This window comes from Streptomyces sp. NRRL F-2664, from assembly GCF_000719345.1.
Classification (GTDB): domain Bacteria; phylum Actinomycetota; class Actinomycetes; order Streptomycetales; family Streptomycetaceae; genus Streptomyces.
Window position 1 is genome coordinate 30,933 of the sequence record NZ_JOFX01000009.1, and the last position, 21,170, is coordinate 52,102.

The 21,170-nt window shown below is 75.0% G+C and carries 7 protein-coding genes and 1 pseudogene; 3 read left to right on the forward strand and 5 right to left on the reverse strand.

Annotated features, from left to right (window positions below):
* The first annotated feature begins 16 nt into the window (after positions 1-16).
* Entirely contained in the window at positions 17-4,729 is a 4,713-nt protein-coding gene (locus IF89_RS0111955; protein ID WP_051806989.1) for a non-ribosomal peptide synthetase, read from the forward strand.
* Complete coding sequence (locus IF89_RS0111960; RefSeq protein ID WP_051806990.1) at positions 4,726-6,435, forward strand: AMP-binding protein; 1,710 nt, start codon at positions 4,726-4,728, stop codon at positions 6,433-6,435. The genes IF89_RS0111955 and IF89_RS0111960 overlap by 4 nt, the downstream gene beginning before the upstream one ends.
* Before the next feature lie 53 nt (positions 6,436-6,488).
* Here IF89_RS0111960 and IF89_RS0111965 read toward each other — a convergent pair whose 3' ends face one another.
* The gene (locus IF89_RS0111965) at positions 6,489-7,844 is read right to left on the reverse strand and encodes a cytochrome P450 (protein ID WP_051806991.1); all 1,356 of its coding nucleotides are present in this window, start codon (positions 7,842-7,844) and stop codon (positions 6,489-6,491) included.
* Between the two features lie 131 nt (positions 7,845-7,975).
* Between IF89_RS0111965 and IF89_RS0111970 the strand changes: the two genes are divergently transcribed.
* A complete protein-coding gene (locus tag IF89_RS0111970; RefSeq protein WP_051806992.1) occupies positions 7,976-8,683 on the forward strand; it encodes a 4'-phosphopantetheinyl transferase family protein in 708 nt (235 codons plus the stop codon).
* Here IF89_RS0111970 and IF89_RS41985 read toward each other — a convergent pair.
* The 4 genes and pseudogenes from IF89_RS41985 to IF89_RS0111995 all read right to left on the reverse strand — a co-directional run bounded on the left by IF89_RS41985 (position 8,643) and on the right by IF89_RS0111995 (position 21,131).
* Positions 8,643-10,661 carry an MFS transporter gene (locus IF89_RS41985; RefSeq protein WP_158717850.1) on the reverse strand — a complete coding sequence of 673 codons (2,019 nt, stop codon included), beginning with the start codon at positions 10,659-10,661 and terminating at the stop codon, positions 8,643-8,645. The two genes, IF89_RS0111970 and IF89_RS41985, sit on opposite strands and share 41 nt — an antisense overlap.
* Positions 10,658-12,079: a polyketide synthase dehydratase domain-containing protein gene (locus tag IF89_RS41990; RefSeq protein WP_078628242.1), complete on the reverse strand. Its 1,422-nt coding sequence runs from the start codon at positions 12,077-12,079 to the stop codon at positions 10,658-10,660. The genes IF89_RS41985 and IF89_RS41990 overlap by 4 nt, the downstream gene beginning before the upstream one ends.
* A pseudogene (locus IF89_RS49030) lies at positions 12,058-16,038 on the reverse strand (type I polyketide synthase); the annotation flags it as partial. The pseudogene IF89_RS49030 and the gene IF89_RS41990, both read right to left, overlap by 22 nt.
* On the reverse strand, positions 16,035-21,131 hold the full coding sequence (locus IF89_RS0111995; protein WP_030765322.1) for a non-ribosomal peptide synthetase: 5,097 nt from the start codon (positions 21,129-21,131) through the stop codon (positions 16,035-16,037). The gene IF89_RS0111995 and the pseudogene IF89_RS49030, both read right to left, overlap by 4 nt.
* Positions 21,132-21,170 lie beyond the last annotated feature (39 nt).

Here is a 21,170-nt window from a genome sequence, read left to right on the forward strand (position 1 = left end):
CGATACGGGGGAACCGATGTCCGAACCTTCCACTGCGCCCCTTCCCGACCGGGACGAGGGCCTGACCACGCTCCGCGACCTGCTCGCCGCGGTCAACCGCGACTACGACCGACCGGTCCCTCCACAGGAGCCCCTGGTCCTCGACTCGCTCGATGCCGTACGCCTCAAGTCCGCGATCGACACCGCCTGCACGACCGACCTGCCGCTGGAGGTCTTCTTCGGCCACTGCACGCTCGAAACGCTCGCGGCGGCGCTGCTCAACCACGCCGCCGACGGCGGGCCCGTCCCGCAGCTGGTCGCCACCCCGGGGCGTGACCACGAGCCCTTCGAACTCACCGACGTCCAGCAGGCGTACTGGCTGGGCAGCCGCGGCTTCGACCTCGGCGGGCGCTCCGCCCACTTCTACGTCGAGGTGGACCTGTTCGCCGCCGACCACGCCCGCGTGGAAGAGGCGTTCAACACCCTGATCGGCCGCCACGGCATGCTGCGCGCCGTGCTGCTGCCCGACGGCCGCCAGCAGGTGGCGCAGCACGTCCCGTACTACCGCTTCCGCCACGCCGACCTGAGCGGGCTGCCGCAGGCCGAGGGACGATGTCGGCTCGACCGGACCCGCGAGGAGATGGCCGCCCAGGTCTTCGACCCGCACACCTGGCCCCTGTACGACATACGCACCCACCAACTGGACGCCGCAAGGCTGCGCCTCCACCTCAGCATCGACCTCCTCTTCGTCGACGCGGGCAGCATCCAGGTCCTGCTGGCCGAGTGGATCCGCCTGGTTCTCGACCCCGAGTCCCTCGACCCGGCACCCGCGGCCACCTTCCGCGACTACCTCGACTGCGTGGCCGCCCACCGCGCGCAGCCCGGCCACCAGCAGGCCCGGGCCTACTGGCTGGACCGCCTCGACACCCTGCCGCCCGCACCCGAACTGCCCGTCCGGGCGGTCGCCCACGCCCAGGCCCCCGCCTTCGTGCGCCGCGAGCGCCGGCTGCCCGGCCGGGTGTGGCGGCAGATCCGGGACCGGGCGAACACCCTGGGCGTCACCCCTTCCGTGCTGCTGTGCGCCGCCTACGCACAGGTGCTGCGCACCTGGAGCCGCTCCTCCCGCTTCACCCTCAACCTGACCTTCGCCGACCGGCCGCGCTGGCACGCCGACATCGACCGGATGATCGGCGACTTCACCAGCACGATCCTGCTGGAGTGCGACCTCGCCGGCGCACCGGACCTGGCCGCGGCCGCCGGCAGGATCCAGCGGCAGCTGCGCCGCGACCTCGCGCACGCCCGCTTCAGCGGGGTGGAGGTGCAGCGGGAACTGGCCCGCCGCGGAGACGGCACCCAGGCGCGGATGCCCGTCGTCTTCACCAGCCTGCTGCGCGAACAGGACAGTCTCGGCTCCCTCGAAGGCATGGTCTTCGAGACCGGGTACGCGGTGTCGCAGACCCCCCAGGTCTACCTCGACAACCAGGTCGTGGCCCGCGGCAGCGACCTGCTGATCAGCTGGGACGCCGTCGAGGAGGTCTTCCCCGAGGGCGTGCTGGACGACATGTTCACCGCCTACGTCGACCTGGTGGGGCGCATCGCGGAGCAGGAGCAGCCGGCACCCGTCGGTCTCCCTGAGCGGCAGCTCGCCGTCCGCCGGTCCGTGAACGACACCGCGGGCCCGCAGCCCGGCGAACTCCTGCACGCCGCGATCGGCCGGCAGGCCGCCGCCCAGCCGGACGCGCCCGCCGTGATCACCGCCGGGACCACCCTCACCTTCGGCGAACTCGACCGCAGCGCCGACGAGATCGCCCACCGGCTGCGCGCGCTGGGCACGGCGCCGAACACCCTGGTCGCCGTCCTGATGCACAAGGGATGGGAACAGGTCCCCGCCGTGCTGGGCGTGCTCCGCTCCGGCGCCGCCTACCTGCCCGTGGACGCCGGCCTGCCGCGCGAGCGCGTCGACCAGCTGCTGGAGGCCGGCGGGGTGAGCGTGGCCGTCGTCCAGCCCGGTGCCTACGTGCCGGACGGCGTCACCGCCCTGACCGTGGCACGGGAGCCCGCCCGGGACGTGCCCGACGGGCCGCCTCCGGCCGCGCCCACCGGGCCGGACGACCTCGCCTACGTCATCTTCACCTCGGGATCGACCGGCCGCCCCAAGGGGGTGATGATCACCCACCGGGCCGCCGTGAACACCGTCGACGACATCAGCACCCGCTTCGCGGTGGGCCGCGAGGACCGGGTGCTGGGCCTGTCCTCGCTGAGTTTCGACCTGTCGGTGTACGACATCTTCGGCGTGCTCGGGGCGGGCGGGGCGCTGGTGCTGCCCGCGCCCGGCGAGTCCCGCGACCCCGGACGCTGGGCCGCCCTCGCCGACGAGCACCGGGTGACGCTGTGGAACACCGTCCCGCCGCTGCTGGAACTGCTGGTGGAGCACTGCGAGCAGCGGGGCACGGCCTTCCCGCGGTCGGTGCGGACGGCGCTGCTCAGCGGCGACTGGATCCCGCTGAGCCTGCCCGGGCGGGTCCGGGCCGTCTCCTCCGGCGGCCCCGAGCTGATCAGCCTGGGCGGTGCCACCGAGGCGTCGATCTGGTCCATCTGGCACCCGATCGGGGCCGTCGACCCGGAGTGGCGCAGCATCCCGTACGGCACCCCGCTGCGCAACCAGACCTTCCACGTCCTGGACGCCGACCTCACCGACAAGCCGGACCACGTCACCGGCGACCTCCACATCGGAGGCGTGGGCGTGGCCCGGGGCTACTGGGGCGACCCCGAGCGCACCGCCGCGCAGTTCATCGTCCACCCGGCCACCGGCGAACGGCTCTACCGGACCGGTGACCTCGGCCGCTACCTGCCCGACGGCACCCTCGAACTCCTCGGCCGGGACGACTTCCAGGTCAAGATCGGCGGTCACCGCATCGAGCTCGGCGAGATCGAGGCCGTCCTCGGCGGACACCCCGGGGTCCGCGCCGCCGTCGTCGTGGCGCAGGACGGCAGGAGGCTGATCGCCTACGCGGTGCCCGAGAGCGGGGCCGACCTCGCAGGGGAGGAACTGCGCGACCACCTCGCCGCCAAGCTGCCCCCGTACATGGTCCCCTCCGTCGTCATCACGCTGGACCGGCTGCCCACGGGGGCCAACGGAAAGCTCGACCGGCGTGCCCTGCCGGTGCCGGAGGCCGCTTCCGAGGAGCACGAACCGCCCGCCACCGTCGTCGAGGAGGCCCTGGCCCGCGCATGGGCCGCCGTACTCCCCGTGGAGCGCATCGGCCGCCACGACAACTTCTACGCACTCGGCGGGGACTCCCTCCTCGGCGTACGCGCCGTGGCCAAGGCGGCCGAGCAGGGACTGCACCTCACCCTCACCGACTTCTTCGCCCGGCCGACCATCGCCGAGCAGGCCGGCTGCGCCACCGACCGGCCCGCCGCCGTCCAGGACCAGTCGGAGGTCACCGGCCGCGCCGGCCTGTCGCCGAGCCAGCTGTGGTTCTTCGAGCAGGACTTCGCCGCCGCCGACCACTGGAACGGCATGTGGCCGGTCTTCGAGCTGGACCGGCGGCTGGACCCGGACGCGCTGCTGCGGGCACTCGCCACCGTGCTCGACCACCACGACGGGCTGCGGGCCCGGTTCCGCACGGACGAGCACGGCCCCTACGCCGAACTGCCTCCCCGGCAGCCGCCGGCCGGCTCCCAGGTCGCGGAGGTCGACCTCACCGCTGTCGCGGACGCCGACCTGGAGGCCGAGATCGCCCGGCACGTCGCGCTCCGCAACAGCGCCCTCGACCTGGCCGACGGCACGACCGTGCAGCTCACCCAGTTCGACCTGGGCCCCGAGCGCCGGCCCCGGCTGCTGGTCAGTGCCCACTGGCTGGTCATGGACTACTACTCCTCCCGCGTGTTCTACGAGGACCTGCGCACCGCCTACGCCGCCGTCGAGCGGGGCGACGAACCGCACCTGCCGCCCAAGACCGCCTCGCTGCCGCAGGCCGTCGAGCAGCTCCGCGCGCACGCCGCGAGCGCGCAGGTCGCCGCGGAACTGCCCTACTGGAGCGCCCTCGCCGACCTCGCGCCGCCACCGCTGCCCGTCGATCACCGCCTCGGCCCCAACAGCCAGGCCTCCGCCGTCCGCCTCTTCACGGAGGTCACCGGCGAGACCGCCGCCGCCGTGACGACCGGTCTGCCGCGGCGGCTCGGGGTCGAGATCCGCGAGGTCCTGCTGACCGCCCTGGCCCGCGCCGTCACCGCCTGGACCGGACAGCCGGAACTGGTCGTCGAGATCGAGGGGCACGGCCGGCAGACCGCCTTCGGCCCGCTGGACATCTCCCGTACGGTCGCCCGCTTCTCCACGCTGTCCCCGCTGGTCCTGCGCCCCGGCGAACTCGCCGACGTGCGCGACCGGATCCGGGAGATGCCCCACCACGGCGTGGGCTACGGGCTCCTGCGCCACCTCCACCCCGATCCGGGGGTACGGGCCCGGATGGCCCAGGTCCCCGTCCCGGAGATCGGCTTCAACTACTGGGGCGACGTCAGCGAGTACTTCACCGGCGACGCCCGCCCCGTCGTGGACTCCTTCGGCCACCACCGCAGCGACCTCGGCCACCGCACGCGGACCCTCGACCTGATGGCGATGGCCTCGGACGGCACCTTGCGCCTGGTGTGGACCTACAGCAGCAACCTGCACACGGAAGCGACGGTGCGGGCCCTGGCCGACCGCTTCGTCGACGAACTGCACGCACTGGCGCGGAGCGCCGGATGAACGGGGAAGAGAAGACCATGGACCACCCGCGTCCCGAGGACATGTTCGGCGCGGTGACCGTGCCGGAAGCCCTGGAACGATCCGCCACCACCCCCCGCGGCATCACCGTCGTGAACCGCAGGCTCGACCGGACCCCGCTGCCCTACGCGCTGCTCGCCGCCGGAGCGCGGCGGGTGGCCGGCGGGCTGGTCAGGGCGGGCGTCACCAGGGGCGACCGCGTCGCGATCGTCTCCTCGACCTCGCCGGGCTTCCTGCTCAGCCTGTTCGGTGCCTGGCGGGCGGGCGCCGTGCCCGTCATCCTGCCGCTTCCGCACCGGCTGTCGGACCTGCCGGAGTTCGTCGCCGAGGTCAACCGCCGCCTCGACCACGTGGACGCGCGCTGCGTGGTGGTGGCCGACGCCTTCGGCGACTTCGTGACGGGCCGGATCACGGGCGACCGCCCCGTACTGACCTGCGGTGACCTGGCGGCGGAGCGTGAGGAGATCAGCGGTCCGGTCGAGACCCGGCCCGACGACCTCGCGTACCTGCAGTTCACCTCGGGCACCACGGGCCTGGCCCGCGCGGTCGCTCTCACCCACCGGCAGATGCTCACCAACGCCGCCGTCTGCTGCGAGCGCCTCGAACTGGAGCGGGACCGCAGTGTGCACGTGAGCTGGCTGCCGCTGTACCACGACATGGGCCTGATCTCCGTGCTCGCCGGCATGTCCTACGGGATCAGGCTGGTCCTGCAGCCGCCGGAGGACTTCCTGGCGAGCCCCGACTCGTGGGTGGACGCGCTGTCCCGGTTCGGGGCCACGAGCACGGTCGCCCCGAACTTCGCCTACGGCCTCGCCGCCCAGGGCATGCGGCTGCGCCCGCGCGACCTCGACCTGTCGAAGCTGGAGGTGTGCGGGGACGGCGCCGAGCCGATCCGCGCCGGCACCCTGGAGCAGTTCGCCGAGGCCGGCGCCGTGTACGGCCTGCGGCCGCAGGCGATGACCCCGATGTACGGAATGGCCGAGGCGACCCTGGCCGTCGCCATGGGGGAGGCGAAGCGGCCGCTGGTCTGGGACCACGTCTCCCGCGACGGCCTGCAGGCGGGCGGACTCGCCCGCCCCGTGCCCGCCGACGCCCCGGACGCCCGCGCACTGGCGGTCTGCGGCCCCCCGGTTCCCGGCGTCCGCGTCGAGATCCGGGATCCGGACGGCAAGCCGCTGGGCGAGCGGGAGGTGGGGGAGATCTGCGTGCAGAGCCCTTCCCTGATGCAGGGCTACTGGCAGGACCCGGAGGCGACCGCCGCCGTCCTGCGCGACGGACGACTGCACACCGGTGACCTCGGCTACCGGACCGAGGACGGCGGGGTCGTCGTCTGCGGCCGGATCAAGGACATGATCATCGTCTCCGGCCGCAACCTGTACCCCGAGGACTACGAGCACGTGGCCGCCAAGGTGGAGGGCGTACGGCCCGTGTGCGCGGCCTTCGCCGTGCCGGACACCGAACGCATGGTCGTGGCCTTCGAGTCCGCCAAGGACGTGGAGGACCATCAGGAGGTGGCCGCCCGGGTGATGCAGCGGCTGCGCGAGCACCTGGGCCACGCCCCCGACAAGGTGGTGGCCCTGGACAAGGGCGCGATACCGCGCACCTCCTCCGGCAAGGTCCAGCGCGGCCTGTGCCGGGAGCGGTACCTGACGGGCAGCCTGCACCCTCTGGCGGAAGTCGCCCGCTGACACCGGCTGCGGCCGCCCCCGGTGCGGGGCGGCCGCAGCGCGGAACCGGCCGCTCAGCGGCGGCGGCTCACCACCAGGCGGGCACCCCGGGAGGGGATCAGCGTCACGTGGTGGGCCTTCTGCTGCTCCGGAGCCGGCCGGTCGGGCCGGATCTCGAACCGCTGGAGCACCTCGCGCAGCGCCACGGTCGCCTCCAGCAGCGCGAAGCCGGCGCCGATGCAGCGGCGGGCGCCGCCGCCGAAGGGGATCCACGTGTGGGCCGGCGGCTGGCCGTCGAGGAAGCGCTCGGGACGGAACTCGTCCGGCCGGTCGTGGTAGGCCGGGTCCGACTGCACCATGCCGATGGCCGGCATCACCGTCACTCCGGCGGGCAGCCGGTAACCGCCGACCGTGAGCGGCCGGGTGAGCTGCCTGGCCACCTCGTACACCACCGGCTTGAGCCGCAGCGCCTCCTTGGCGACGGCCGTGAGGTACGCGTCGTCGCCCTCGTCCGCCGCGCGCTGCGCCCGGCGCAGCTGTTCGGGCCGGCGGACCAGCTCGTGCAGGGCCCAGGCCAGACCCGTCGCGGTGGTCTCGTGCCCGGCGAGGAGGAGCGTGATCAGCTGGTCGCGCAGCTCCGCGTCGCTGAACCCGCCGCCCTCCTCGTTCTCCGCGGCCTGGAGCAGCCGCGACAGCACGTCGGTCCGGCTGTGCAGGTCGGCGGCCCGGCGCCGGTCGGCGATCTCCGCGTACAGCAGCTCGTCCAGCCCGCGCTGCAGCCCGATGTGGCGGCGCCACGGCCCGAAGCGCTGCAGCAGCGGGTAGGGCAGCCCGAGCAGGGTGACCGGACCGATGTCCGCGATGCCGCGCACGAGCGGCCGCATCCGCGTCAACCGGGCTTCGTCGGTCACCCCGAACACCACCTGGAGGATGACCTCCAGGGTCAGTGCCTGCATCCGCTCGTGGGCGCTGAACACCGTCCCCTCGGGCCAGCTCTCCACCTCCGCCCGCGTCAGCCCGCCGACCATGTCCTGGTAGCCGGCGAGCGCCGCGCCCGTGAAGGCGGGCATCAGCAGCCGGCGGGACCTGCGGTGCTCGGCCTCGTCGGTCAGGAGCACCGAGTGCTCTCCGAGGGCCGGCCCCATGATCGCGTTGCCCTCGCCCGCGTGCAGGACCTCCACCGGACCGCCGAAGACCGTCTTGATGTCCTCCTGCCGGGTGAGGATCACCAGGTGACGCGTCGGCGTCGTCAGCCGGAGCGTGAAGACGTCCCCGTGCCGCCGCTTCAGCAGCGGGAACAGCCGGTGCCGGTACTGGGCGAACAACAGGGTCTGGACGACCGCGGGCAGCCGCAGACCGGGCGGGCGTTTCGTCGAGCCGGTGACGGGCGCCGATATGGAGGTCGGCAGATCATCAATACCGCTGGTCATTGCGGAAATCCCCCTCGGAGAACGAACATGTGTGTTTCGTTCGCATGCAATTGCCGGTCCCGACTCACGCTAGCAGCCGCAACCACCCGCAGAAATGGCGGAAGAACGGTTCCGGTCGTTAGGGTCCCGACGTGCTCGAATTGATCCTTCCGGCCTCCGTGGCATGCGCCGAGAGCTTTGCCGACGTACCCGAATCCACGCTTCTCCCCGAGGAATGGGAAGTGCTGGAGAAGGCCCGCCACGAGGGCCGCCGAAGGGAGTTCACCACGGTCCGCCACTGCGCCCGCACGGCCCTCGCGGACATCGGCGTACCGCCCGTCCCGGTGCTGCCCGGCGAGCGCGGAGCGCCGGTGTGGCCGCACGGAGTGGTCGGCAGCATGACGCACAGCGCCGGGTACCGGGCGGCGGCCGTGGCGCGCAGCGTCCACGTGCGGGCCGTGGGCATCGACGCCGAGCCGCACGCGGCGCTGCCCGGGCGGACGCTGGGGGCGGTCACCCTCCCCGAGGAGCGGGAGAGGCTGGCCGCCCTCGCCGCGGACTTCCCCCGCGTGCACTGGGACCGGCTGCTGTTCTGCGCCAAGGAGGCCGTCTACAAGGCGTGGTTCCCCATGACGCGGCGCCGGCTCGGCTTCCGGGACGCCTCGGTCACCTTCGACCCCGCCCGGAGGACCTTCCGCGCGCAGATCACGGCCGCCCAGGGGGACGGGCCGCCCGCGCCCCTCCTCTACGAAGGACGCTGGGCGGCCGCCCCGGACCTGCTCCTGGCCGCGGTCGCCGTACCCGCCGCCCCCGAGGCCGTCACGGATCGGCCCGACCCCGCTGTCCCGCCGAGGAGTTGAGCGGCGACAGCAGCGCACCGAGACCGACGAGCAGACGCAGGCCGCCCGCGATCGCGATGATCAGGTACATGTTGTGCCACTGCTGCTCCAGCACACCGCCCAGCACCGAGGCGACCGGGATCGACATGAAGGCGATCATGCGGGTGGTCGCCACGACCCGGCCCAGCAGCTGCGGGGGTACGGTGCGTTGACGCAGGACGAACCAGCTCACCATGTTCACCGTGCCGATGCCGTAGATCAGCGCCCACAGCACGGAGATGCTCACGACGTCCCGCAGCGGGACCAGCAGGACGATGCCCGCGCCCGCCAGCACCGTCCCCGCGATGACGACCCGCCCCGGCGCGAACCGCCGGCCCAGCCAGGGGCAGACGGCGGCCCCCAGCACCGCCCCCGCGCCCTGCGCCGCGAAGACCACACCGATCAGGGCCGGCGACATCGACCGGTAGTCGCTCAGGTAGTAGACGAGGTTCGCCTGCACCAGCCACGTGCCCAGATTGGCCAGGGCGAACAGGACCGCCCCGCTGAGCAGCGGCCGGTTGTCCCGTGTGATGTGGACCAGCGCGTCCTTCACCTCCCGCAGCAGGTTGCGGCGTACCGGGTCCGCCCCCGCCTGCTCCGCGCCCGGCGGCCTCGACCTCGTCCTGATCGCGACCATCGCCAGCGCCGAGACCGCGAACGTGCCGGCGTCGGCCCAGATCGCGCCCTCGTAGCCGACGGCCGCGATGAGCACGCCGGCCACGGCGGGGCCGGCGAGGCTCATCACGTTGTCGCCCATCTGCATCCACGCGTTGGCGCGCTCCAGGTCCTTGTCGGGGACCAGGTCGGGCACCATCCCCTGGAACGCCGGGTAGTACAGCGGTTCCACGCACGCCAGCAGGAACGCCGCGAGGTACACCAGCAGGACCGACGAGGACCCGGACGTCACGACGAGCGCGAGGATCCCCGCCAGCACCGTCGCCGCGAGATCGCCCGCGACCAGGATCCGCCTGCGCTCGAACCGGTCGGCGATCACCCCGCCCGGCAGCGAGAGCAGCAGCAGCGGCGCGTACTCCAGGGCGTACACCACCGCGGTGTTCAGGGCGGAACCGGTCAGCTCGAACACCATCAGCGGCAGCGCCAGACGGTAGATCCAGTTGCCGAGCCCGGACACCACGAAGGCGAACAGCAGCAGCTCGTACGGCGCGCCGAGCCGCCGCTTCGCGGGCGCGGCGCGGACGTCCGTGCTCATGAGGCCACCGCGCGCACCAGGCCCAGTACGGCGGACCGCTGCGGCCGGAGGTAGAAGTGGTCGCCGGGAAAACATCCGCACGCCGAACGGCCCGGACAGGTGCTCCCGCCACGCCTCCAGCTGCGCCAGCGGGATCGAGTCGTCGGTGCCGCCGAGCACGGTCGCCGGGACGGGCACCGGCGCGGCCGGAGCAGGCCGGTACGTCTCGATGACCTCGTAGTCGGCCCGGAAGTACGGCAGCACCATCGCCCGCAGCTCGGGGTGGTCGCGCAGCCCCGCCGGGACCCCGCCGTGGCGGCGGTCCATCACGTCGAGGAAGTCCTCCTCGGGCAGGTCGTGGATGCGGCCCGGATGCGTCACCAGGCCGGGCGCGGGCCGGGCGGAGAGGAAGAGGTGCAGCGGCACCGGCCCGCCTGCGCCGGCCAGCGCCCGGGCCAGTTCGAACGCGACCAGCGCGCCGAAGCTGTGCCCGAAGAACACCATGGGCAGGTCCGCCTCGACCTGCTCGGCCAGCTCGGCCACCAGCGGGCGCATCCGGGTGTGCGGCCGCTCCTTGGCGCGCGCTCCGCGGCCGGGCAGCTGGACCGCGCACACATCGACGTCCTCCGGCAGATAGCGGTGCCAGCGCGCGAACTCCGAGGCGGACCCGCCCGCGTGGTGGAAGCAGTACAGCCGCAGCCGTGCCCGCGGCCGGTGCTCTGCGCGGACCGACCAGCGCGGCCGTTGGTCGTGGCCCACGGGCGCGTTCACCGGGATCCCTCCGTCCGGCCGCGCAGCTGGGCGGCGAGGGCCGAGATGGTCGGGAACTCGAAGAGCATGCCGATGCTCAGCTCGACGCCCAGCCGGTCGCGGACCTCGGCGATCAGACCGACGGCGCTGAGCGAGTCCCCGCCCAGGTCGAAGAAGTCGGCGTCGTGGTCGATGGACCCCATGCCGAGGGCGGCCCGCCATGTCTCCTCCAGCAGCCCGGCGACGTCGGGGGTTCCCGCGCCGCCGCCGCTGCCGGCGGCCGGTACGGGAACGGGCCCGGCCGCCGGCTCCGCCGCTGCGGGAGCCGGTGTTGCCGAGGGCGCCGGCTCCGGGTCGGGTGCCGGGGGAGCCGCCGCCAGGGGCGCACGCGGTACCTCGGGCGGTACCGGTACCCCGTCGCGGTAGGGGCGCACGGCGACCTGGCGCACCCGGCGCCCGCCCAGCACGTCGAACAGCAGGGCCACGCCCTCGCCGGGCGGGATGCCGTCCGAGGGCGGCAGTCCCGCGGACTGCGCAGCGGGCTCCGCCGCGGGCCCGCCTGCGGAGCGCTCGCCGTGCCGCGGACCGGCCTCGAAGGGATTGCCCTCCACCTTGCGCATCGTGAAGCCGCGCACGGAGACCGCCACCACCCCGTCCCCGTCCACCAGGTCGATGTCCGAGACCAGGACCCCGCCGTCACCTCCGCCGCCCACGTGCCGCACATGGCAGGTGAACTCCGCGGGCAGGTCCCGGTACACCGTCACCGCGGAGTACAGCAGCGGCAGGTGGTGCGCGTCCTCCCGGCGCCGGGTCAGCGCCGTGGCACTGTCGAGCAGCGCCGGATGCAGCGGGCGCCCGTCCGTCTCCCCGCGGAAGCGCTCGGCCAGGGCGAGCGAGCCCAGCTGCTCCTGCGCCGAGCGGCGCAGCGCGGTGACGTTGAGCCAGTGCGGACCCAGCTCCGCCAGGTCCCCGGCCCCGGACGCGTCGACGCTCTCCGTCATCCGCGCGGCCACCGCCGCAAGGTCCACCTCGGGCGCGGACGCCCCGGCCGCGGCCCCGATCCGCCCGTCGCAGTGCACGGCGGAGCCGGTCCGTACCGAGAACGCCCAGGCGTCGTCGCCGCGCGGCTCCAGGACCACCCGGACCCGCTCCGTCCCGTCGACGAACAGCGGCCGGCGGAACACCACGTCGCCCAGGCCAACGGGCACGCCCGCGAGCCCCGGGCACAACTCCCGGGCGGCGCGCACCACCAGGTCGAGATGGCCGGTGCCCGGCAGGACCGCGCGCCCGGCGAACCGGTGCTCGTCGAGCACCCAGTCCTCCTCCGACAGCTCCTCCTCGTACACCAGCGCCTGCGGGGCGCGCCGCTGCCCGGGTCCACGGTGGACCGGGCGGCCATCCCCACGTCGGCCCAACTCGGCCAGTTGACGCTCACGCACCGCTGCCGGGAGACCGCGGCGTGCGCGTCGAGGAAGGCGTTGGCCGCCGCGTAGTCGGCGCTGCCGACCAGGCCGGAGATCGAGGCACGGCTGGAGAACGACGTGAAGAAGTCCAGCCGGGGCCGGTCGGCGAACAGCCGCTCCAGCACGAGCGTCCCGAGCATCTTGGGCCGCAGCACCGCCCGTACCTGCTCGGGCGTGCGGAAGGCGATCAGGCCGTCCCCGGGCAGGCCGGCCGCGTGCAGGACGCCGTGGATCTGCCCGGCCGCGTCCTCGACGCGCCGCACCAGGGCCCGCATGGACTCCTCGTCGGTGACGTCGCCGCGTTCGGCCAGCACGCGCGCACCGAGTCGTTCCAGACCGGCCACGTCCCCGGCGGCGGCCCCGGTGGGGCCGGAACGGCCGATCAGGACGAGGGTGGGCGCGAGGCCGGTCTCGGCGAGCCCCCGCGCGACGGCCAGCCCGAGTCCGCCGAACCCGCCGGTGATCAGGTACGTCCCGCCCGGGCGGACCGGCGGTTCGGTGGCCGGCTCGTGCGGGACGGGCACCTCCACCGGTACCCAGCGGCGGTCGCCGCGCAGTGCGACCACCGCCGGCCAGTGCGGCTCCTGCACCTGCTGGGTGACCAGGTCCGCGTCCGTGCCGGACGACACGTCGAGCAGCATGCACTGCGCACCGGGCACTTCGAGCGGAACGGTCCGGGCCAGCCCCGCCAGGGCCGCCTTGGCCGGGTTGACGGCCTCCCCGCCGGACACGTCGGCCGCCTCGGCGGCGAGCAGCAGGAACCGGGCGGGCAACCGCAGCCGGGAGTGCCGCAGCACCGTCCGGACGAGGGCGTACGCGCTCTCCACGCCCGCGGCGGCCTGCTCCCCGAAGGTGTCGGGGGTGGCCTGCGGCCAGGGCTCGGCGGCGAGGGCGTGCACGTAGACGGCGGGCTCCTCGCCGCGGGCCAGCAGCCCGTCCAGCACCGAAGGCAGGCTGTCGGGGCGGGCAGGCACCACCCGGTGACCGGCCCGGCCCAGTACGGCCGTCACGTGGCGGGCGGCGTCCGGGTCCTGCGGCAGCAGCGCCAGCGCGACGCTGCTGCGGTGGCGCGGCGACCGCGCCCCGGTGGGCACTTCCTCCCAGCGCATCACCGACAGCGGGGACGGCGCGGGCACGGCTGCGGCCGCCGGTACGGGCGCCGGTGCGGGCCGCGCCGCCTCGGACGGTGCCTGCGCCCGCACACCGTCGGCGGCCGGTTCGGGCTGCCGCGGTGCGGGCACGCCGGGCTCCGCCTCCTGCGGCGCGGGCGGGCTGATCCAGTGCCGCTCGCGCTGGTACGGGTACCCGGGCAGGGAGATCCGGCGGGCCGGCCGCTGCGGGCCGACCGCGTCCCAGCGCAGGTCGTGGCCCTCGGTCCACAGGGCCCCCGCCGCCGCGAGGACGGCCTCCCGGTCGCTCCCGGCCGGGCCGAGGCCGGGTACGGCCAGCACGTCCGCGCCGTGCCGGCGCGCCAGAGTGGACAGGGCGCGTCCGGGTCCGGCCTCCAGGGTGGTGAGCCGCCGGCCGTCCAGGAGCCGCGCCAGCGCGGGACCGAACAGCACCGGGGCGGTCAACTGGCCCGCCCAGAAAGCGGGGTCGACGGCCTGGGCGTCGGTCATCGGCAGGCCCGTGGCAGCCGAGACCACCGGGATCCGGGGCGCTGAGAGGGACACCCCGTCGAACGCCTCCAGGAAGCGTTCGGCGGCCGGTGCCATGGCCGGGCTGTGGAAGGCGTGCGAGGTCGCGAGGAGCGTGCACCGCACGCCGTCCGCGGCCAGCCGGGCCTCCACGGCCGCGACCGCCTCCGCGGGCCCCGCGAGGACGCTCTGGCGGGGGCCGTTCACGGCCGCCAGCACCACACCGTCCGCGAGCAGCTCCCGGGCCTCGCGCTCGCCCAGGGACACCGCGAGCATCGATCCGGCGGGCATGGCCTGCATGGCCTGCGCCCGCGCGGTGACCAGCCGCAGTCCGTCCTCCAGTCCCGTCACGCCCGCCACCACGGCGGCCACCAGCTCACCGACGCTGTGGCCGAGCAGCGCGACGGGGGACACGCCCCACGCCCGCCACATCGCGGCCAGCGAGACGCCGACCGACGCCAGCACCGGCTGCGCGTACTCGGTGCGCCGCAGCAGTTCGGCGGAGTGCGGCCCGCGCCACACCGGTTCGAGGTCGAGTCCGAGCCCCGCCACGGTGTCCAGGCACCGGCGCATCGTCTCCGTGAACGTCGCGTCGTACCCCATCAGCCCGGCGGCCGCCTCCGGCCGCTGCGAGCCCTGCCCGGGGAACAGCAGGGCGACCGGGCGGGCGGCCGCCTCCTGCGCCGGGCGGATCACGCCGCGCCCCTCTGCGTCGCAGAGCAGGTCCACCGCCTCGCGCGCCGATCCGGCGACGGCCGCCCGGCGCTCCCGGTGCGCGGTCCGCCCGCCCCGCAGCGTCGAGACGGTGTCCACGAAGGCGTCCTCGCCCCGCCAGGTGAGGTGCCGGGCGAGCCGTGCCCGGACCTCCGCCTCGGCCGGTTCCGTACGCGCCGACCAGACGAGCAGTTCGGGCCCGTCGGCCGGGGTGCCGGGCGGGGCCGGGGGCCCCTGCTCCAGCAGCACGTGCGCGTTGGTGCCGCCCACGCCGAACGAACTCACGGCGGCGGTCCTCGGCCGCCCGTCCCCGTCCGGCCAGGCATCGCGCCGGCCCACGACCCGGAACGGGGTCGCCTCCAGATTCAGCTTCGGATTGGGCTCGGTGAAGTGCACCGTGGGCACCAGCTCGCCGTGCTCCAGGCACAGGACCGTCTTGACGAGTCCCGCGACACCGGCGGCCGGGCCGAGGTGGCCGATGTTCGACTTCACGGACCCGAGGGCCACGCTGCCCGGGGCGGGCCCGTCGCCGCCGGCCAGGAACCGGTACGCCGAGGTGAGCGCCTCGATCTCGATGGAGTCGCCGATGTCCGTGCCCGTGCCGTGCGCCTCGACGTAGTCGATGTCCGCGGGTGACAGCCCGGCGACGGTCATCGCCTCCACGACCGCCCGGGTCTGCCCGTCCACGCCCGGCGCGCTGAAACTGACCCGGTCCGCACCGTCGTTGGTGACGGCCGAGCCGCGGATCACGGCCCGCACCGGGTCCCCGTCCGCCAGCGCGTCGGCGAGGAGCTTGAGGACGACCACTGCGCCGCCGTTGCCGAAGACGGTGCCGTTCGCCTTCGCGTCGAAGGGCCGGCACACGCCGTCCTGCGCGTAGATGCTGCCCGGCGCCCAGCGGTAGCCGTGCCCGTACGGCAGCTCGATCTCCGTACCGCCCGCGAGGGCGACGTCGCACTCGCCCGAGCGCAGGGCCTCGCACGCCAGGTGCACGGCCACCAGCGAGGTGGAGCAGGCGGTGGCGACCGACAGTGCGGGCCCGGTCAGCCCCAGCCGGTAGGAGGCGGTGCTGGCGACGTAGTCGTTGTTGTTGTAGATGTCCAGGGACAGGGCACCCGCCCGGGCCGCGAGCTCCTTGTTCGCCCGGATGTTGTACTCGGCGTACCGGTTGGAGGCCGCGCCGCCGTACACGCCCACGGTGCCCGGCACGGCGAAGGCGTCGTACCCGGCGTCCTCCAGGGCCGTGTGCGCCAGCTCCAGGAAGAGCCGCTGCTGCGGGTCGCGCATGGCGGCCTCCCGCGGGGTCATCCCGAAGAACGCGGCGTCGAACCGGTCGGCGTCCTCCAGCAGCGGCACCCGGCGCACGTAGTGCGGGTCCGCGAGGTGGTGTTCCTCGACGCCTGCGGCCCGCAGCTCCTCGTCGCCGAGGGTGCTGAAGCAGTCCTCGCCCTCCGAGAGGGCCAGCCAGAACTCCTCCAGGTTCCGCGCCCCGGGGAACCGGCCGGCCATGCCGACGATCGCGACGGGTGCGGCGGTCCGGTCGTCGGCCGTCGCGTCCATGTGCTGCTTCTCCGGCTGGTTCATCGCTGAGTGGTCCTCTTCTGGTCGTTCATGCGCCGGCGGACCGCACGCCGCGCCGCGGCCGTACCGGTCAGTGCGGCGCCGGCCGGCGCGGTGGGTGCGGTGGGCCGTGCGGGGCCGGGCGGGCCCGAGGCGTCGCCGCGCAGGTGTCGGGCGAGCAGCCGCGGGTTGGGGAAGCGGAACAGGTCCACGACCTCGACGGGGAGCCCCCGCGCCCGCAGCCGCTCGTGCATGCGCAGCAGCGACAGCGAGGTCAGACCGGCGTCGAAGAAGTTCATGGCCTCTTCCGGGCGGCCGGGTGAGCCGGGTCCCCCGTCCGGTACGCCCGGCCCGTCACCGAGCTGCTCCCGCAGCGCGGCCACGATCACCTCCTCGGTGTCCGAGGGCGCCGGCCCGGCGAGCGGCGCAGGGTCCGGGGCGGCCGCGGCCAGGGCCGCCGCGGCGGCGCGGACGTCGGCCTTGCCGTTGTGGTCGAGCGGGAGCTCCTCCAGGACGGCGATCCGGTGCGGGACCGCCCACGCCGGGAGCACGGACTCCAGCTCGTGGCGCAGCTCCTCCCCGAGCAGGGGACCCGCCCCGGGCGCCGCGACGAAGGCGGTGATCTCCGTCCCGGACACCACGACGGCGCACTGCGACACCGCCCCGTGCGCGCGCAACGCGGCCTCGACCTCGGCCGGTTCGAGCCGGTGGCCGCCGACCGACACCTGCCGGTCGCGCCGCCCGACGAACTCGATCAGCCCGTCGGGCGTGTACCGGCCGAGGTCACCGGTGCGGTACGCCGTCACCCCGGGCTGCCCGTACGGATCCGGCACGAACGGCGAGGGCTCCTGCTCCGGGCTGGTACCGGTCGCCAGTCCGCGCCCGCGCACGACGATCTCCCCGAGCTGTCCGACGCCCGCCCCCTCCACGAGCAGTTCGCGCCAGGGGCTGTGGGCGGCCAGCGGCACACCCGCCCGGTCGCGGCGGCGCCGGACGGGGTCGCGGGCCGGGTCGCGCCAGCGCAGCCAGGAGCTCAACTGGGGGGTCTCGGTGGTCCCGTAGCCGTGGTGGATCTCCGCGGCCGGGGCGACGCGCCGCAGCTCCCGCGCCACCGGGTCGGTGAGCAGCGCCCCGGAGAGCACCACGTGCCGCAGCCGGTCGAGGCGCCGGCCGGCACCGCGCGCCGCCGACGCGAGCAGCTGCGCCAGGCCCGGGGTGGCGTGCACGGCCGTGATCCGCTGCTGCGCCAGCAGTTCCACGAGCGCCTCGGGCCCGGCGCCCGCCGCCGGGAGGTGGAGGGCGGCGCCGGTGGTGAGCGGGACCAGGACGTCGCGGAGCACCGGGTCGTGGCCCGGCGCGGACAGCATCAGGAACCGGTCCTCGGGACCGGTCCCGAACTCCTCCCGGTACCAGTGCAGTGCCTCGGGCAGGGCCTCGCGCGGCGCGAACACCACGCTCGGCTCCCCGGTCGTGCCCGACGTGCACAGGGCGTGGCCCCAGTCCAGGGCCTGCGCAGCGGTGGTCGGACGCGGCAGGTCCGGCCCGGTCAGCACCGGCACCGGCCAGTCGGCGCCGCCGCCGGCGAGCACCGCCTCGGCGCCGGAACCGGCGAGCGCCGCCCGCAGCCGGCGGGCCGGGAGGGCCGCGTCCACCAGGGCCACGGAGCACGCGCAGTGCCAGGCCGCCAGCAGTTCGACGACCGTTGCGGGCGACCGGTCGCCCGGCAGCAGCACGGCGCGGCCCGCCCAGCCGGCCGCGCGCAGGGCCTGCGCGCGCGCCGTGACCCGGCCGTGCAGCTCCGCGTACGTCATCCGCCCGCCGGGGTGGCTGATCGCCACCCGGTCGGCGTGCTGGGCGGCCGCCCGGTCGAAGGCCTCGGCCACGCCGGTGAGGGCCGGACGCGGGACCGGGCCGAGGGCCGGCCGGTCGCCGCCCAGCCGCCAGCCGGCCGGGGCCCGCCCGGGATCCGCGGGAGCTTCCCGCAGGAGCCGTACCACCTGGCCGAGCAGGTGCCGGGCGGTCTCGGCGTCGAAGACGTCCAGGGCGTGCACCAGCCGGAGCCGGTAGCCGGACTCCCCGTCGCGGTGCAGGTACAGGCCCAGGTCGAACAGGGAGCCGGTGGTGTCCGGATCCACGGGCACGGCCGGCACCCCGTCGAAGGAGGGGGCCGCTGCGGCGTGCGTGAGGTCGTTGAACCAGATCTGGTGCAGGGGGTTGCGGCTGAGGTTGCGGGGGAGGCCCAGTGCCCGGACGATCTCCTCGAAGTCGGCGCCGGCGTGGCCGTGGGCGTCGACCATCGTGTCGGAGACCTGGCGGACCAGCGCGGAGAAGCTCTCCGCGGACCCCACGTCGACCCGCACCGGCAGTGTGTCGATCAGGAACCCGATGACGTCCTCGCTGGGACCTCCGTCACGGGAGGACCACGGGACGCCGACGACGACCTCCCCCTGACCGCTCCACGAGGTCAGCACGGTGGCGAAGGCCGCGAGCACCACGGCGACCGGAGTGACCCCGGTACCGCGCGCCACCTCGTCCAGCAGCCGCGCCTGCGCACCGCCCACCACGGCGTCCACGGCTCCGCCCCCGAAGGTGGTCACCGCCGGGCGGCGCGCCTGGAAGGGCAGCCCGTGCGTGCGCGGCGCGTCGCGGAGCCGGTCCACCCAGTACGCGAGGTCCGCCTGCCGCTGCGCGGGGTCCTCCCGGCCCGCCCGGTCCACCAGCAGGTCGCCGAAGTGCGGCGCCTCCTGCGCCGGCGGGAAGCCGCTGTACGCGGCCGCCAGTTCGGCGAGGAAGACGTCCACCGAGCGCTGGTCGGCGACGGCGTGGTGCAGTACGGCGACCAGGCAGCCGTCACCGTCGCCGCCCTGCGCGTACAGGACCCGCAGCAGCGGGGCGCGGTCGACGGGCAGCGGCTCGGCCGCGGCCCGGGCCGCCAGCGCCCGGCACCGCTCCTCGGTCAGGGACCCGTCCACCACCCGGGTCTCCAGCGGCGGTTCCACCCGCTCGGCGACCGCCTGGTACGGCCCCGACGCGTCGCTCAGGAGGGCCGTGCGCAGGGACTCGTGCCGCTGCACGACCACGGTCAGCGCCTCGTGCAGCCGGCCCGTGTCGAGGCCGCCCGCGATGCGCACCGCGGCGACGACGTTGTAGGCGCTCAGCCGCGGATAGAGCTGCTCCATCAGCCACAGCCGGCGCTGCCCGCCGGAGACGGGCGCGCGGGCCGGGTCGGGCCGCCGCGGCAGGACGCCGCCGGCCGGCCCGGTGGCGGCCGGGCCGGCCGCGGCGGCCGCGCGCCGGCGCAGACCGGCCAGGGTGATCCGCTCGCGCAGCAGTTCCGCGAGGGTGACCCGAAGGCCGTACGAGCGCAGCAGCTCCCCGCGCAGCCGGACGGCGGCAAGGCTGTGCCCGCCCAGCGCCAGGAAGTCGGCGTCCTCGTCGACGGAGTCCAGTCCGAGCGCCTGCGCCCAGAGCCGGGCCAGCGGGTCGCCCCCTGCGACGGCGGCCGCGGGGGCGTCGGCCAGGGGCGCGAGGAGGGCTGCCGCCCGCTGCCGCAGCAGCACCCGGTCCTGCTTGCCGCTGCGGGTCAGCGGCATCGTCTCCAGGGCGACGAAGTGCGAGGGGACGTAGGCGGAGGGCAGCCGGGCGGCGACGTGGGCGCGGCACTCCTCCTGCCAGTCCGCCCCGCCGGACGCGCCCCCGGGATCCGCGCCGTGCGGGCGGACGAACGCGACGAGGCGGGGCGCCCCTTCACCGGCGGCGACCACGGCGCACTCGTCGACCCCGGGGTGCTCGCGCAGGACGCTCTCGACCTCGCCGGGTTCCACGCGCACGCCCCGGATCTTGACCTGCTCGTCGATCCGGCCGTGGTAGCGGATCTGCCCGTCCACCACGCGGACCAGGTCGCCCGTCCGGTAGACGCGGTCCAGGCCGCTGCCCTCGGGGGCGGGGACGAACACCCGCTCCGTCAGATCGGGACGACCGAGGTAGCCGAGCGCCAACGGCACCCCGCCGATGCACAGTTCACCCGCCTCCCCCTCGGCGACGGGCCGCCCCTGCCCGTCCAGCACCAGGAGCTCGCAGTTGTCGACGGCCCGCCCGATGGGCACGTCGTCGATCAGCGAGGGATCCTCGGGGCTGTCCCAGTAGGTGACCTCGATCGACGCCTCGGTGGGACCGTAGAGGTTGTGCAGCCGCGCGGGCAGCGTCTTCACGCACGTCCGCGCCAGGGCCGCCGGCAGCGCCTCGCCGCTGCAGAACACGTGCCGCAGGCTGGTGCAGTCCGCGGCGTCCGGCCAGCGCAGGAACTCGTCCAGCATCGAGGGCACGAAGTGGCAGACGGTGACCCGGTGTTCGGTCACCGCCTTCAGGATCGCGGCCGGGTCGGCGTGCTCACCGGGGGCGAGCAGGACGAGCCGCGCGCCGACGATCAGCGGCCAGTAGATCTCCCAGCCGGACACGTCGAAGGTGTAGGGGGTCTTCTGCAGGACGCTGTCCCCGGCGGTCAGCCCGTAGTGGCGCTGCCCCCACAGGAGCCGGTTGGTCACGCCGCCGCTCGGCACCACGACCCCCTTGGGCGTGCCCGTGGAACCGGAGGTGAAGATGATGTTGACCGGCTGGTCGGGGGCGACGGGCCGCAGCGGTTGCGGCAGGTGGGCCGGGTCGGGACCGGCGGCCAGCGGCTCCACGTCCAGCAGGGCGACCCCCTCCGGCCCCCGCCAGCCGGCCAGTGCCGCGGTGGTTCCCACGACCAGGTCCGGCCGGGCGGTGTCCAGGATCAGCGCGAGCCGCTCGGCCGACTCGTCGGTGGCCAGCGGCAGGTAGGGCAGTCCGGCTTTCAGCACGCCGAGCAGCGCGGCCACCATGTACGGGCCGCGGTCCGCCAGCACCCCGACGGGCCGGTCCTCGGACGGGCCGCGCCGCAGGAGTTCGGCGGCGAGGCGGTCGGACACCTCCTCCAGCCGGCGGTAGGTCCAGGTCTCCCCGGCGCCCGTGCACGCCACGGCGTCGGGCGTGCGCTCGGTCGCGGAGCGGATCAGGCCCGGGATGCCGTACGGCGCGGGATGGTCGACGGACGGTCCGCGCAGCGCGCGGACCGTCCGGTCGCAATGGTGGTCCATCTCGGAATTCCCCCGTTGCAGAAACAAGTCGGAAGCCGG

Bases quoted from the DNA above. Each gene is read 5' to 3' on its own strand.
- IF89_RS0111955 (WP_051806989.1), top strand. From the start codon at position 17: ATGTCCGAACCTTCCACTGCGCCCCTTCCCGACCGGGACGAGGGCCTG.
- IF89_RS0111960 (WP_051806990.1), top strand. From the start codon at position 4,726: ATGAACGGGGAAGAGAAGACCATGGACCACCCGCGTCCCGAGGACATG.
- IF89_RS0111965 (WP_051806991.1), bottom strand. From the start codon at position 7,844: ATGACCAGCGGTATTGATGATCTGCCGACCTCCATATCGGCGCCCGTC.
- IF89_RS0111995 (WP_030765322.1), bottom strand. From the start codon at position 21,131: ATGGACCACCATTGCGACCGGACGGTCCGCGCGCTGCGCGGACCGTCC.